Consider the following 15,003-nt stretch of genomic DNA (forward strand, 5'->3'; position numbering starts at 1 on the left):
TCTAATCTTTCCCTATGGGCGGCTCAAGGTGGTTCATACCCGGGCCGGCAAGGCCAGTATCGGTGATGATGAGATCTAAGGGGACGTCCCAAGGTTGAGAAATGAGGGCGTCCACTACTTGGAAGCTATGCGCTACCCCCACTAAAAATGGTGGTTTTCCGGCTTGGCGGTTGGCGAACGTTCGGTCATAAAAGCCGGCCCCGTGACCGATGCGGTTGCCTTGCAGGTCTGCCGCCACCAACGGCATCAAGACCAGATCCAAGTCTAACGGGTCGACTTCTTGACCGACCATCGGCTCTTTGGTGCCAAAGGGGCCGTCGACCAAAGGCCCGTTGGGAATCATAAAACGCAACGGCTCGCCAGGCATGGTGAGAGGAAAAGCTAACTGTGGCCCCGTTTGATTTTCTAAAGCCGACAAATCAATCTCGCCCCGGATGCTGTGATAAGTCCCCACCACCGCGGCCTGCCGATACGCCGGCAAGCAAGAAATGCGGCCCGCCACCAAAGTGCTGGTCGCAGCAACCTGGGTCGAGTTCAAAGCACGACGCTGAGCGAGGAGTCGCTGGCGGGTTTCTGCGGGGTCCATAAGCCCATGCTTACTCACCCGGGAGCAAAACGCCAACAATCTTTCTGGTCAGATGTCACCAACTGGTTTTGCGCAAAGGTATGAACACTCGGCCAGTCTTTGCTAGCGTTGTCTCGGTTCCGGTCGGGCTTTGTTCGACTGGACCCGCCTTGCCGATGTGGTGAGTGCGGCCTTTACCCCCAATACCTAGGAGAGCAGTCCTTGGACGCCATCCCTTACCTGGCAGGACTATCAGCCTTACTCGGCCTTGTCCTTGCTGGTTATTTTTTCACAAAAGTTAAAGCAGCCGATCCCGGCGACGAACGTATGGTCTTTTTGATGACCGAAATCCAGAAAGGAGCCCGGGCCTTCCTTAAGCAGGAATACATCTGGGTTTCGGGTTTCGTAGTTGTTATGGCCATTTTGATCGGCGCCTTGATCGTGCCCACCGCCGCTATTACCTACGTCATTGGGGCCGTTCTGTCGGCTACCGCTGGGTATGTCGGCATGACCGTGGCCACCATGGCTAACGCTCGTACCACGCAAGCCGCTAAAGACGGCCCTGGCCCAGCTTTGTCTGTGGCGTTCCGCGGCGGTGCCGTGATGGGCTTCTCAGTAGCTGGGTTGGCTTTGGCTGGCCTTATGGCCGTGTACATCATCTTCGTGCTCATGTTCGAAGTTGACAAAGCATTCGAAGTTGTTACCGCATACGGCTTGGGCGCCAGTTCTATTGCCCTGTTCAGCCGGGTAGGTGGCGGCATCTACACCAAAGCAGCCGACGTAGGAGCGGACTTGGTAGGCAAGGTTGAAGCGGGCATCCCAGAAGATGACCCTCGTAACCCAGCCACCATTGCCGACAACGTCGGTGACAATGTTGGCGACGTCGCCGGCATGGGCGCAGACCTTTTCGAAAGCTACGCCGGCTCCATTTTGGCTCCCATTTCTTTGGTGGCTTTCGCTACAGGTTTGGCGGCAGAAAACGCCTCCGATGCAGTAACCATTTCGCTGTTGGGTTTCCCAATGGCCATTGCCCTAGCGGGCATGGTGGCGTCCATCATCGGTTCCTTCTTTGTCAAGGGCGGCGACTCCACCGACTCCAAGGCGCTCTCCCATGCGCTACACATGGGCACCAACGTAGCCATGGGCTTAACCATTGTCGCCACGGTTGTGCTGGCCGGTTGGATGTTCGGCTCAGACTCTGTCTTTGAAAACCCTTACGGCCTGGCTATTTCCGTCATCGGCGGTTTGATCATTGGTTGGGCGCTGGGCAAGACCGCCGAGTACTACACCTCAGACCAGTTTGGCCCGGTTAAAAAGATTGCCGACCAAACCAAAACCGGCCCCGCTACCACCATTTTGGGTGGCATTTCTGCCGGCATGATTTCGGTAGCTGCTTCGGTGGGCCTTTTGGTCCTCGGGATAGGCGTGGCTTACTGGGGTGGCGAGATGGCGTTTGATTCCATCGGCAACCTCGACGGCGGCATTTACGGCATCGCCGTAGCGGCCATCGGCATGTTGGCCACCACCGGCGTGGTTGTTTCGGTTGATGCTTACGGGCCAATCGCTGACAACGCCGGCGGCATCGCTGAAATGGCCGAATTGGACCCCAGCGTGCGTGAAGTAACCGATGCTTTGGATTCCTTGGGTAACACCACGGCCGCCATTGCTAAGGGCTTTGCCGTTGGTTCTGCAGCACTCACCGCTTTGGCTCTTTTCAAGAGTTTCGAGTTTGCGGTCATTCAGGCTGGCGGAACGCTCTCGCTAAACATTGGCGAGGTCAGCGTATTTATCGGCATGTTCCTCGGAGCAATGCTGCCCTTCTTGTTTGCTGCTTTGACCATCGATGCTGTTGGTCGTGCCGCACAAGAAATGATCGAAGAAGTACGCCGTCAATTCAGGGAAATCCCGGGCTTGCGTGAAGGCTTGCCAGGGGTTAACCCTGATTCAGCTCGCTGCGTCGAAATCTCTACCAAAGCCTCTCTTAAAGAGATGGTGGTTCCCGGGGCCTTGGCCATCGTGGTTCCTTTGGTAATCGGCTTCATAAGCGTAAACGCTTTGGGCGGCTTCTTAGCTGGCGCTTTGGTTACCGGTTTCTGCTTGGCCATCTTTATGGCTAACGCCGGTGGTGCTTGGGACAACGCGAAAAAGTACATCGAAGCCGGTGCGCTTGGTGGCAAGGGTTCCGACAACCACAAAGCAGCCGTAGTTGGCGACACCGTAGGCGACCCCTTCAAAGACACTTCTGGCCCAGCCATGAACATTTTGATCAAGGTCATGACCATTGTTTCACTGGTCTTTGCCTCAGCCTTTGTTGGCTAACTAAACCAATCTTTACAAAAAAGGAGCGGGGCTTTTGAGCCTCGCTCCTTTTTGCTTTTCCAAGGTGAAACCTGGAGCCTGGTCCCATGTTTCACCTCGGGGGAAGTTCCTGCTACGGGCGGACAGCGGGCGTTAGGGCAGAACGAGAAGGGGGTCACGGGCTTCGCCGCCTACCCTCACCTCGAAGTGAAGGTGGGGGCCAGTGGACCAGCCGGTTGAGCCACACTTGCCGATGAGTTCACCGGTATCTACGGTGTGTCCGGTAGATACGAGCACCTGGTTTTGGTGGGCATAGACGGTCACTACCGAGCCTTGATGCTCAATAAGTACCACATTGCCGAAGCCGTTACGCCAGCCAGAAAAAAGGATGGTGCCTGCTTTGGCTGCCCAAATAGGTTGGTCGGTGACGCAGCCGATGTCCACCCCGTTGTGTTGGCGGGTGGTGCCGAAAATCGGGTGTACGCGTGGACCAAAGCCCGAGCCGATGCGACCCTCCATGGGCATGATGAAACCAGAGGCGGACTCTGAGGTGAAATCAGGAGCGGAAGCACGGAGCTCTTCGGCAATCAACGTGTCGATGAGTATGGCCATGCGGTATTGCTCGCGTTCAAACTGGCGTATTTCTTCTTCATAGTTCAATATTCGTTGACGAAGTTCGTCTTGGGCTGCTTCTTGCGCCACGATGCGTTGGTCTAAAATAGTTAGCGAAGCTTCAAGTTCACGTTGTTGGCGTTCGGCATCCACGATGGCGTTGTCGGCAAAACGAGCAACATCTTCTCGGTCAGACTCTAAAGAACGAAACTGTTCTATAAGGTCGCCACGGTCACCAGTTACTGCTTTAAGAATGGCTGATTTGCGTATGCCTGCGGTGAGGTCTTCGGCCTCCAGCAGCGTCCCGGGACGAATGCTCTGCACATAAGCGTCAACAGCAAGTTCTTGTATCTGTTGTCGGAGGGCCACGATTTCTTTGTCGACCGACCCGGCTTCGATCCAACGGAGGGTGGCTTCTGCTTCGGCGGCTTCTATGGATTGGCGAGCGCTGGCTATTTTGGCCATCTGTAAAGCCACATAATCATCAAGAGCATCAAGGGCTTCAGCCACTTCAATATCTTCGGCTTCGATGAGGTCCAGTTCCTCGGCCGCAGAAGCCTCTTGGTCTGCGGCCTCTTCACGGCGATCGCGGGCATCACGAATCGACTCAGAAACCCCAAAAGCCACGGTGGGCAGTGAGAGGGCAGCCACTACCAAAAGCGCTGCGGGGAGGTGCCGTTTCATGACGGCAGGGTAACCGCCAAAAGGCCGTGATGGCGGTACCCCGAGATGCAGGCAGAGCAGTTGTCTAAACAAAGCCCGGTTGGGCTCTATGCTGTCCTAGTGACTGAGAACAAGATTTCTGCAACCTTTGACCCTGAACTTTGGCAGGAAGTGCCAGGCTTCGATTTTGGCGACATTACTTATCATCGAGCAATCGGTAAAGGCACGGTGCGCATAGCTTTTGCTCGGCCCGAAGTGCGCAACGCTTTTCGGCCTCGTACCGTCGATGAGCTTTATCAAGCGCTTGATCATGCCCGCATGACCGCCGACGTGGGCACAATTTTATTGACCGGAAACGGCCCGTCGCCCCGAGACGGTGGGTGGGCTTTTTGTTCCGGTGGGGATCAACGCATCCGTGGCCGCGATGGTTATCAATATGCGGAAGGGGAAACGGCGGAAAGCGTTGACCCGGTGCGAACCGGCCGTTTACATATTTTAGAAGTCCAGCGCCTCATCCGTTTTATGCCTAAAGTAGTTATTGCCGTGGTCCCGGGGTGGGCAGTGGGAGGCGGCCATAGTTTGCATGTGGTTTGCGATCTCACCTTGGCCAGCCGTCAGCACGCAGTGTTTAAACAAACGGACGCCGACGTGGCCAGTTTTGACGGAGGTTTTGGTTCGGCCTACCTGGCTCGTCAAGTGGGGCAAAAACGGGCCCGAGAGATCTTCTTTTTAGGTCGGGATTATTCCGCCGAAGAGGCGCACGCCATGGGCATGGTTAATGCGGTGATCGACCATCAAGAGTTAGAAGCCACCGCTTTGGAGTGGGCTGAAGAAATTAACGCAAAGAGCCCGACCGCTCAACGCATGTTGAAGTTTGCTTTCAACATGATTGACGACGGCTTGGTGGGTCAACAGTTGTTTGCTGGAGAAGCTACTCGGTTGGCTTACGGCACCGATGAGGCCGCCGAAGGTAGAGACGCCTTTTTAGAAAAACGATCGCAAGATTTTAGCGAGTTCCCTTACCACTTTTAGAACAGGTTGTGTCTCGGCCTTCGCTGAGCGAGAATGATTCTCACTATGAACGATTTACCTCCGCTTTCACTCCACGAGGTATACGTAGAGCGCGGCAACAAATGGGCCCTAGAAAACTTATGTTTAGACTTCCCGGCCGCCAGCATCACCGCTTTGGTGGGCCCCAACGGCTCGGGAAAAACAACCCTTCTGGAAGTCCTCGCCGGACTACGCAAACCAACCAAAGGGACCATAACCCACCTCCCCGACTCGATTTCCTTAGTAACCCAGCACCACGAAAACCCGTGGATGCCGTTAACCGTGGCCGAAGTCGTACGCATGGGCCGCTACCAAAAAAAACTCCTCCCCAACCGCCTCTCCCCCGCCGACCATGCCCATGTGGAACAAGCACTAGAAAAACTCGACATCTCAGCGCTGGCTGGGCACCCCATAAGCGAACTTTCCGGCGGCCAACGCCAGCGGGCCTTTATCGCCCAAGCATTGGCTCGAGACGCCTCACTGCTGCTCCTCGACGAACCAATAACTGGCCTAGATTTTTCTAGCCAAGAAATCATTATGCGGGTCATTGAACAAACCCGCCAGGCCGGAGGAACCGTGGTTCTCTCTACCCACCATTTAGACGAAGCCCGCCATGCGGATCAAGTAGCGGTGCTGGCTACCACCTTGGTGGCCGCCGGTGCACCCGACGCGGTGCTCTGCCCAGATGTGTTGCGTCAGGCCTACGGAGCCCGCCTCTTAGGCGACCACAGCGAACATGATCACCGCCACGAAATGCTACTCATTGACGATCACGGCCACGGTCACCACGAAAATTAGCTGTCCTTGCGGACTTGGTCGGCAAGATTCACCTGGCGCCGCACGCCCTCCCAGATTTTTTCGAGTGCTACACGAGCCTCAAGGTTTTCAACGACCCCAATTACCTCATGGCGAGCTACCAACAAGGGGCGACGCCACGGCCGCACCCGAGGCAACGTGCTCTTACGAGGCCACAACACCTCGGTGCCCGCAGCCCCCACCGCGATAACCGGACGTTTGCTTTCCAAAGCCAAACGCCCCACCCCGGTACGCGCCTCCCCAACCCCCGTGGGCTGCCACTCTTCGGGCCGCACCACGCGCCCCTCGGGCATAATGGCCACCGAGGTACCTTCCGCTAAGATCTCGGCCGCTCTTTCAACGGCTTCTCGGCCAGAAACCGGGATGCACCCCAAGCCTCGCAAAAGAGACCCAATGCCCGGTTTTTCAAAATAAGCAGCAGCCACCAGCGAACGAACCGGCCAACCCCAGAGGTGATACAAAGCGGCTGCGAACAAAAGATCAGCCAAGCTTCGATGGTTGGCGGCCAAAATAACTGGGCCGTCTACCCCCGTGGGGGGCGGCCCCAAATCAAAACGAGCCATTGGGCGAATGGCATGGTAGAGCCGGCGCTGAACCAGAAGTTGCTTTTTCTCTTCCTGAGGAGTCATAGCTTTAAAAACACAAGCGGGCGGATGCTCACGTGGTGCCGAAGATGCGATCACCGGCGTCGCCCAGACCAGGTACGATGTACCCCACCTCGTTGAGGCACTCGTCCACGGAAGCAGTCCAAATAGGCACATCAGGGTGCGCTTCATGCAAAGCGGCGATTCCCTCAGGAGCAGCCAACAAACAAAGAAAACGAATGGCTGCCGGCCCATCGGCTTTAACACGCTCAAGAGCAGCGGCGGCCGAGTTTCCGGTAGCCAACATAGGGTCAACCACGATCACCGTTTGCCCCTCCAACGAAGGAAACTTGCAATAGTACTCGACCGGTTGAAGAGTTTCATGGTCTCGATAAAGCCCAACATGGCCGACACGAGCCCCAGGGATGACCTGCAACACGCCATCAAGGAGCCCGTTGCCGGCTCGCAAAATAGAGACCACTACCGGGTGTTCAACTAGTTCAGGCGCTTCAGTTTCAACCAAAGGGGTCGTGATGGTCGTCGTGGTGAGCGGCAATTCGCGCGTCACCTCATAAGTAAGCAACAAACTGGTTTCAGTAAGCAGTTGGCGAAAACGCTCACTGGGAGTATCAAACCGGCGCATCTGGGTCAACTTGTGTTGAACAAGGGGATGGTCTACGACATGAAGTTCTGGCATACCTGCACTGTAGGGCATGTCGACAGAAAAAAGTGTTCCCGCAATATGGGAACACTGGCGCGGGAATGGGAACTTGCTCTACGCTCACCGAGATGACCGGTGAGCAGAGACAGTCTCCCTCAGCACCATGGACCGATGACGCATTCTGGGCCCCCACGCGCCGAGCGGTAGAAGAGGCCTCAGCATTACCCGCCGACTGCTATGCCGACCAAGAATTTTTTGATTTAGAGAGTGAAAAAGTTTTTGAAACCGCATGGGTCTGTGTCGGGACAGCCAACGAACTAAACGCACCCGGCCAAGTGTTGGTCAGGAAACTTGGTAAACGATCGGTGCTCTTAATGCGCACCGAGGCCGGAGAACTTCACGGTTTTTACAATTCGTGCCGCCACCGAGGCACCGAACTTTTTGCTAACGACTGCACCGCCGGAGCCACCCTGCGCTGCCCCTATCACCGTTGGGGGTACGACCGAGACGGGGTGCTCAACACCACGCCGCTCTTTGAAGAAGTAACGGTAAAAGATTTTGACCCCACAGATTTTAGTCTGCACCCAGTGCGTACCGCCCAGTGGGGGTGCTTGCTCTTTGCCTGCGCCGACCCCCACACCGTTGAAATAGACGAATGGTTCGGCGACCTCACCGAACGAGTAGCCAACTACCAATTGGAAAACTGGGTAACCCACCTTGAAGTCGACCTTGAAATGAACGCCAATTGGAAACTTATTTCAGAGAACTATCAAGAATATTATCATGTCCCGTGGATACACCCAGAACTCGCCAAGGTCTCTCGAGTAGTCGACCACTACCGCTTTCAAGGCCCTGGCATGTATTGCGGGCAAACCACCACACCCATAACTGAAACCAGTCGTGACGACTGGACGGTCATGCCTAAAGCAACCACTCTGAGTAACGGCGAAGCGGTAAGCGGACGCTTCTTAGCCATTTTCCCAAATGTCTTGTTGAGCCTGCTCCCCAACCACGCCTTCGTGTTACGCCTCGAACCTCTTGAACCCGGCAAAACCCGCGAACATTGCACGTGGCTCCTCCCTCCAGGAAACGAAAAGGTTTCCGACGAAGAGTTTGCCGCAACCCGTGATTTTTGGATCGACATCAACAACGAGGACATCGACATCGTAGAACGCAACCAACGAGGCATCAGCCAAGGCGCCTACACCCCCGGTCGCCTCTCCCCCCGCTTTGAAGAACCACTTCACCGCTTTTATAATATGTTGGCCGACCATATGACCGGAACCCGCCGCATACCAAAAGGCGACGAATCCGACAAAATTCCCTCCTACGGAGAAGGAACAAACCCGGACCCATGGACAAAAGAAGCAAGAAAGTCCTGAACTGATGCCCCAACACGCCTACAAATATTCGGCAGCCAAACTGCTGCGCCACGGCTTAACCCGCGGCACCTGGCCCCGCATGTGGCGCCAACCCGAATTCAAAGACACCTATGACGTAGTCATCATCGGCGGCGGCCTCCACGGCCTCGCAACTGCCTACTACTTGGCCACCGAACACGGCATAACCAACGTGGCCGTAGTGGACAAGGGCTACTTGGGCGGCGGCGGGTCGGGCCGCAACACGGCCATCGTGCGCTCCAACTATCTGACCCCGGAAGGCGTGGCCTTTTACGACCGCTCGCTGCATCTTTATAACCAAATGGCCGATGACCTAAACCTCAACGTCATGTTCTCTCGCCGTGGCCACTTGACCCTGGCCCACACCGACTCGGCACTGCGCACCATGCACTGGAGAGCCGAAGTCAACAAGTTGCAAGGCATCGACTCCAGCGTTATCGACCCGGCAGACGTCAAAAAAGAAGCCCCCAGCTTGGACGTCTCGCCCAACACTCGTTACCCCATTTTAGGCGCCCTCTTTCACCCTCCCGGAGGCACCGTGCGCCACGACGCAGTGGTTTGGGGCTACGCCCGAGCCGCCGACCATCACGGCGTGCATTTACACCAACAAACCGAAGTGCTCGACATTTTGTGCGAAGGAGGCACCGGACCCGAAGGCAAAGGCCCGGGCGGCAAAGTCACCGGAGTGAGAACCAGTCGAGGTGACATCAGCGCACCCGTAGTCGTCAACTGCACTGCAGGGTGGGCATCGCTTATCTCCAACATGGCGGGAGTCCCCCTACCCATCACCACCCACCCTCTGCAAGCTGCAGTCACCGAACCAACCAAAGTTTTCCTGCCTACCGTGGTGGTCTCGGGTTCGCTGCACGTCTATGTCAGCCAAACCGACCGCGGCGAACTGGTCTTCGGCGCATCAGTAGACCCCGTTGGCACCTACCGGGTCAACGGCACCTTGGAATTCACCGAAGAACTGGCCGGCCACGTATTAGAACTCATGCCGGGAATCTCCAAAATGCGGCTCATGCGGCAATGGTCCGGCCTCTGCGATATGACCCCCGACTACTCCCCCGTCATGGGTTTCACCCCAGTAGATGGCTATTTAGTTGATGTGGGATGGGGTACCTACGGTTTTAAAGCCGGCCCAGTCTCCGGTGAAACCATGGCCCGAACCATTGCCACCGGAAAGACCGATGAAATGATCGCCCCCTTTAACCTCAGCCGATTTACCGAAGGCGACCTGGTCGGCGAAAAAGGCGCCGCTGCGGTGGGTCACTAATGATCATTGTTCCTTGCCCCCACTGCGGCCCCCGCAACTCGGCCGATCTCCGTAACTGCGGCGAAGTTGTCCATCGCCCCAACCCCGACACCGCCACGCTCACCGAGTGGCGCACCTACCTTTACCTACGCGAAAACGCTGCCGGTTGGGTAACCGAAACCTGGTACTGCCGTGCTGGCTGCCGCCGCTATTTCACCATTGAGCGCAACACCGTGACCAATGAGATTCGAGACCACTCATGAGTAGCCATCGCCTACCCCCACAACCCGGTGAGGCCATCGACCGCTCAACGGCCATCAACTTCACTTGGAACGGGCAACCAGTCACCGGTTTTGCCGGCGACACCATTGCCTCTGCCTTAGCAGCCCAAGGCGTTGACGTGTTTTCTCGATCCATGAAATACCACCGGCACCGGGGCATCATGACCGCCGACCATTGGGACCCAAACCTGTCGCTCCAAGTAGGCGACGAACCCAACGTGCGCGCCGGCACCCGTCTTTTAGAAGAAGGCATGCAGGTAAGCACCCAAAACGTGTGGCCCAGCCTAAAACACGATGTGGGCGTTTTAAACAAGGTGGTTGGACGCTTTCTTTCGGCCGGGTTCTATTACAAAACGTTCATGAAGCCGAAATTCTTGTGGGACAACGTTTATCAGTCTGTCTTGCGCAAGTTCGCCCCTGGCGGCCGAGTGCATTGGAAAACCAGCACCCACGGGGCCTACGACAAGCGATACGCGCACCCCGACGTGCTGGTAGCCGGTGGCGGCCCTGCCGGAATGGCTGCCGCTTTAGGAGCGGCACAGTCCGGAGCCGCCGTCTTGCTGGTAGAGATGGGTCCCGACTTAGGCGGTCACCTGCGCTGGGGTAATGAGAACAACCGGGCCGACCTCGCCAAACTGGTAGCCGCCGTCACTGCCGAAGAAAACATTGAGGTGATGACCCGGTCTACGGTGACCGGCCGTTACGACCACAACTGGGTGGCCATAATGCAAGGCGACCACCACCTCGCCCCCGAACGCTTAGTCAAGGCTCGTGTCGGCTCGTTGGTTGTGGCCCCGGGCCTTATCGAACGACCGCTTATTTTCTCTGGCAACGACACCCCTGGGGTCATGTTGTCGGGAGCGGCACGCCGCCTAATTAACCTCTGGGCAGTTAAACCCGGCCAACGAGCGGTCGTGCTGACCGCCAATGCCGAAGGAGACGCCGCAGTAAAAGACCTCCAAGCCGCCGGCGTGGTAGTCGTCGAGGTGGTAGATGTACGCACCGGCGCCATGGTGGCCTCCGCGGTAGGCAAGAGCCGACTGCAAAAAGTTGTACTCGAAGACGGGCGCACTATCGAGGCCGACCTTTTGGTCACCGCTACCGGCTGGACCGCCCCGACCTCGCTCCTCAACATGGCCGGCAACCGCCCAATCTACGACCCGCAGGCCGCTCGCTACTTTCCAGAAAACCTCCCCGAAGAAATATTGACAACCGGCGGCATCGCTGGCAACGGCAGCACCGACGAACTCGTGGCACACGGGAGCGCTACCGGTGTTTTGGCTGCCAACCGGTCGTTGCGTTTGCGTCATAGTCGCCGAGCGGCCACCGCTCGCTCACGCGGCCCAGAAGGACCCGCACCGGAATCTTTGACCGACGCCCGTACGCCGCTCCGGCGAGAAGCCCACCCCGAGTGTTACCGGGCTAGCACCCATGGTTTGGTTGATTACGCCGAAGACGTTTCGTCAAAAGACTTGATTCAAGCGGCTGGTGAAGGCTTTGACTCCATTGAGTTGATGAAGCGCTACACCACAGTCACCATGGGGCCCGCCCAAGGCAAGCTCGAAACCGTAAACGCCGCGGCGGTGCTTGCTGAGTCTCGCAACATGGACTTAGCCGACATCGGCACCACGGTCTGGCGACCCCCATTTGCGCCCATTTCTTTAGGTGCGCTAGCGGGCCGCATTTTTGAGCCAGTACGCAGGTCTGCTCTGCAAGACTGGCACGAAGCCCACGGAGCGACGGCTTTACTGGCCGGCCAATGGGTGCGCCCCGACCACTACGGCGATGCGGTAGCCGAGGCCTTAAACGTGCGCAACGGAGTGGGCATCATTGACGTTACGCCTCTGGGGAAAATTGACCTTCAAGGCCCCGACGTGGCCAAACTTTTGGAACTGGTTTACGTAAACCGTTGGGAATCACTGCAAGTCGGGCGGGTGCGTTACGGTGCCATGGTGGCCGAAGACGGAGTGGTCTCCGACGATGGAGTAACCGGCCGCTTGAGCGAAAACCATTGGCTCATGACCACCACCTCATCAGGGGCAGGCGCCGTATGGGAGATGCTCGAAGACTGGCTCCAAACCGGACACCCAGAATGGCAAGTACACGTCACCCCGGTCACCGGCGGCTTAACCAGTATCAACGTGGCGGGGCCGCATTCACGACAACTCTTGGAGCGCCTAGTTTCAGACGTTAATTTGTCTTCGGAGGTATTCCCGTATTTCAGCGTGCGCAGCGGCACCGTGGCGGGGGTTCCCGACTGTGTGATCTGGCGTATTGGCTTTACTGGAGAGCTCTCCTTCGAAGTACACGTGCCCTCTGGGCACGCCCTGGAGGTCTGGGAAGCACTGCTTGCTGAGGGCCAAGACCTCGGTTGCGCTCCCTTTGGTGTTGAAGCGCAACGGATTCTTCGCCTAGAAAAAGGGCATTACATCGTTGGTCAAGACACCGATGGTCTTTCTAAAGCCCCGACCGCTGGCTTGGGTGGGCTGGTAAAACTAGACAAAACCGACACCATCGGGCTCCCGGAGTTACGGGCCGCTTACCAACGAGAAGATCTGCCGATTCTGGTTGCCGTGCAACCCGACGACCCCACGGTGCTCCCCGAAGAGGCCGCTCAAATAGTAGATGGCCAGACCACAACTATTTTGGGCCGGATTACCTCCAGCCGTCACTCCCCTACCTTGGATCGTTCCATCTGCTTAGCCCAGGTGGCCCCCCAACTGGCCGCCCCGGGCACGATCATTACCGTATTGATGGCCGACGGGCGGCGCATCCCAGCCACCGTGCAGGGGCATCATGCGCATTTCGATCACCAAGGAGCACGCCAACGTGTCTGAACAACTTTTTCACAGCCCACTAAATGATCGAACGTTGACCTCGTCAGACGGAGTCATTGAGCTAACCGATGAGTCGGCCACCACCAAGATTTTGGTACGTGGCCAGGGGCCCGTCGTGGCCTATGGCCAAAGTAAACTGCTGCCCAACGGCACGCTAATTTGCGGCAGTCGGCCTGATGAATGGCTCTTTTTGGCCGGCCCAGGCAAAAGCACTGAGGTGCAAGCCGCAATTGACCAATCAGAGGCCACCTCGATCATTGATATCACCCACGGGCGAGCCATGATGCGTCTCTCTGGTCCGGCGGCGACACAAGCCTTAGCAAAAGTTTGCAGCATCGACCTGGCCGATGACCTGACCCCGGACGGCGCAGCATTTTCTGCTTCGGTGGCCAAAGTAACCTGCGATCTCGTGCGCGCCGACCGCCAAGGCATCCAAACCTATTTGATTTCCTGTGAGCGTTCTTTTGGGGCTTACCTCTTTTCTGCGGTGGCTGATGCCTCACTAGAATTCGGTCTTTCCGTGCCGGCCGAGTTATCCCTGCACTAAGCCGGCCGTTGTAGTGTTTGTCCATGGACCTTCCTGACCTCTCTGCAGTAGCCCAACAAGAATTGCTCAAATCTGGTGAAATTTCTGCAGCTGAGTTGCTTGCTGCTTGTGCAGAGCGGGCGGCTTTGGTTGAGCCCGTAGTTAACGCTCTCCCGATGGAACGCTGGGAACAAGCGACGCAGCAAGCGAATGCCGTAGCGGTCGACGGACCTTTGGGCGGGTTGGTGACTGCTTTTAAAGACCTCGCCGATACCAAAGACCTCCCCACCACCTACGGGAGTCTCGTTTTTGCTGACCATCAACCGGTTGCCGACCACCCGGCGGTTGCTTTGGTGCGCCAAGCAGGGGTACAAGTGGTGGGTAAAACCAACACGCCTGAGTTTGGCGCCGGGTCGCACACCTTTAACCCTGTTTATGGATTGACCCGAAACCCCTGGGACCCCACCCGGAGTGCCGGGGGCTCGAGCGGCGGAGCGGCGGCCGCCGTGGCCTGCGGGGTGCTCTCAATCGCCGATGGATCCGATTTGGGCGGATCGTTGCGCAACCCGCCCTCTTTTTGCGGCGTAGTGGGTTTGCGGCCTACCTCGGGCCGAGTGCCCGGCGGCGACCCAAAATATGTGATGGCTACCCAAGGGTCTATTGGCCGCACGGTGGCCGACGTTGCTCTGCACGATGCAGTCTTAAGCGGGCAAGATGACCGGCCACTTACCGAAATGCCTCTCCCGGTGGCTTACTCCCCGGACCTCGGCGGCCTCCCCGTAGCACCAGAGGTGCACCGCATTATCAAAAAAGCTGCCGAAACCATTGAACAACTGGGGTGGAGCGTCGACCAGCAAGAGCCTGACTTCTCTAAAGCCGACCGTTGCTTTGAAACCCTGCGAGCCGCCTTTTACGCCCAGAAGTTTTTTGCTCTGGCGGAAGATGAACGAGTCAAAGCAACGGTACGAGCTGAGGTCAACTTAGGCCTCGGGTTGCCTGCCGAAAGCATCGAACAAGCACTAGCCACCGAGCAGAACCTTCGAGAAGATTGGGACGTGTTCTTTAGCAAATACGATCTGCTGATAGCCCCCACCAGTCAGGTGCCGGCTTTTCCGGTGGGTCAAGAGTGGGTAAGGGAAATCAACGGCACCTCTTTAGATCACTACACCAACTGGATGCGGTCCTCTTCTCGGGTCACCGTGTCGGGCTGCCCCTCAATAAGTTTGCCCGCGGGTTTCACCTCAGAGGGACTACCGGTGGGAGTACAAATTGTGGCTCCACGGGGCACAGACCGGCAGTTATTGTCTTGGGCCGGCCTCATTGAAGAAGCGCTCGGGGTACCGGTTCGCCCGCCTATCGAAGCGCTTGCAGCCACGGACCCATCTCGGTTGCCGCCGGGCCCCTTGGGGTAAAGAAAAAGCGGTCACCGGTGGTTGCAACTTAAAGAGTTTTGGG

Annotated in this window: 13 protein-coding genes; 9 read left to right on the plus strand and 4 right to left on the minus strand. The window is 57.2% G+C overall.

Annotated elements, in window-relative coordinates; all coding sequences use genetic code 11:
- Position 1: 1 nt before the first annotated feature.
- The gene (locus EYQ49_08600) at positions 2-586 is read right to left on the minus strand and encodes a 5-formyltetrahydrofolate cyclo-ligase (protein ID HIG25933.1); all 585 of its coding nucleotides are present in this window, start codon (positions 584-586) and stop codon (positions 2-4) included.
- Between the two features lie 201 nt (positions 587-787).
- Here EYQ49_08600 and EYQ49_08605 point away from each other — a divergent pair, with 201 nt between their 5' ends.
- Complete coding sequence (locus tag EYQ49_08605) at positions 788-2,884, plus strand: sodium-translocating pyrophosphatase (GenBank protein HIG25934.1); 2,097 nt, start codon at positions 788-790, stop codon at positions 2,882-2,884.
- Positions 2,885-3,016: 132 nt separating this feature from the next.
- On the opposite strand, the gene EYQ49_08610 is transcribed toward EYQ49_08605, so the two are convergent.
- Positions 3,017-4,159: a hypothetical protein gene (locus EYQ49_08610; GenBank protein HIG25935.1), complete on the minus strand. Its 1,143-nt coding sequence runs from the start codon at positions 4,157-4,159 to the stop codon at positions 3,017-3,019.
- Positions 4,160-4,204: 45 nt separating this feature from the next.
- On the opposite strand from EYQ49_08610, the gene EYQ49_08615 reads away from it, so the two are divergent.
- Positions 4,205-5,170 (plus strand): 1,4-dihydroxy-2-naphthoyl-CoA synthase, encoded by a 966-nt coding sequence (locus EYQ49_08615; protein HIG25936.1) that lies wholly within the window; start codon positions 4,205-4,207, stop codon positions 5,168-5,170.
- Between the two features lie 33 nt (positions 5,171-5,203).
- Positions 5,204-5,986 (plus strand): metal ABC transporter ATP-binding protein, encoded by a 783-nt coding sequence (locus tag EYQ49_08620; protein HIG25937.1) that lies wholly within the window; start codon positions 5,204-5,206, stop codon positions 5,984-5,986.
- On the opposite strand, the gene EYQ49_08625 is transcribed toward EYQ49_08620, so the two are convergent.
- Complete coding sequence (locus EYQ49_08625) at positions 5,983-6,780, minus strand: 1-acyl-sn-glycerol-3-phosphate acyltransferase (protein ID HIG25938.1); 798 nt, start codon at positions 6,778-6,780, stop codon at positions 5,983-5,985. The two genes, EYQ49_08620 and EYQ49_08625, sit on opposite strands and share 4 nt — an antisense overlap.
- Positions 6,662-7,285: a uracil phosphoribosyltransferase gene (locus EYQ49_08630; GenBank protein HIG25939.1), complete on the minus strand. Its 624-nt coding sequence runs from the start codon at positions 7,283-7,285 to the stop codon at positions 6,662-6,664. The genes EYQ49_08625 and EYQ49_08630 overlap by 119 nt, the downstream gene beginning before the upstream one ends.
- A gap of 65 nt (positions 7,286-7,350) precedes the next feature.
- Between EYQ49_08630 and EYQ49_08635 the strand changes: the two genes are divergently transcribed.
- Genes EYQ49_08635 through EYQ49_08660 form a run of 6 tightly spaced genes read left to right on the plus strand, consistent with a single transcriptional unit; the run spans position 7,351 to position 14,960 of the window.
- The gene (locus EYQ49_08635) at positions 7,351-8,631 is read left to right on the plus strand and encodes an aromatic ring-hydroxylating dioxygenase subunit alpha (GenBank protein ID HIG25940.1); all 1,281 of its coding nucleotides are present in this window, start codon (positions 7,351-7,353) and stop codon (positions 8,629-8,631) included.
- Positions 8,632-8,635: 4 nt separating this feature from the next.
- Positions 8,636-9,925, plus strand: coding sequence for an FAD-dependent oxidoreductase (locus EYQ49_08640; protein ID HIG25941.1), 1,290 nt, complete (start codon positions 8,636-8,638; stop codon positions 9,923-9,925).
- Entirely contained in the window at positions 9,925-10,167 is a 243-nt protein-coding gene (locus EYQ49_08645) for a sarcosine oxidase subunit delta (protein HIG25942.1), read from the plus strand. The genes EYQ49_08640 and EYQ49_08645 overlap by 1 nt, the downstream gene beginning before the upstream one ends.
- Positions 10,164-13,022 (plus strand): FAD-dependent oxidoreductase, encoded by a 2,859-nt coding sequence (locus EYQ49_08650; GenBank protein ID HIG25943.1) that lies wholly within the window; start codon positions 10,164-10,166, stop codon positions 13,020-13,022. The genes EYQ49_08645 and EYQ49_08650 overlap by 4 nt, the downstream gene beginning before the upstream one ends.
- A complete protein-coding gene (locus EYQ49_08655) occupies positions 12,982-13,569 on the plus strand; it encodes a hypothetical protein (protein ID HIG25944.1) in 588 nt (195 codons plus the stop codon). The genes EYQ49_08650 and EYQ49_08655 overlap by 41 nt, the downstream gene beginning before the upstream one ends.
- A gap of 23 nt (positions 13,570-13,592) precedes the next feature.
- On the plus strand, positions 13,593-14,960 hold the full coding sequence (locus EYQ49_08660; GenBank protein HIG25945.1) for an amidase: 1,368 nt from the start codon (positions 13,593-13,595) through the stop codon (positions 14,958-14,960).
- Positions 14,961-15,003: the final 43 nt, after the last annotated feature.

It is taken from the genome of Acidimicrobiia bacterium (assembly GCA_012959995.1).
Taxonomy (GTDB): Bacteria; Actinomycetota; Acidimicrobiia; order Acidimicrobiales; family MedAcidi-G1; genus MedAcidi-G2B.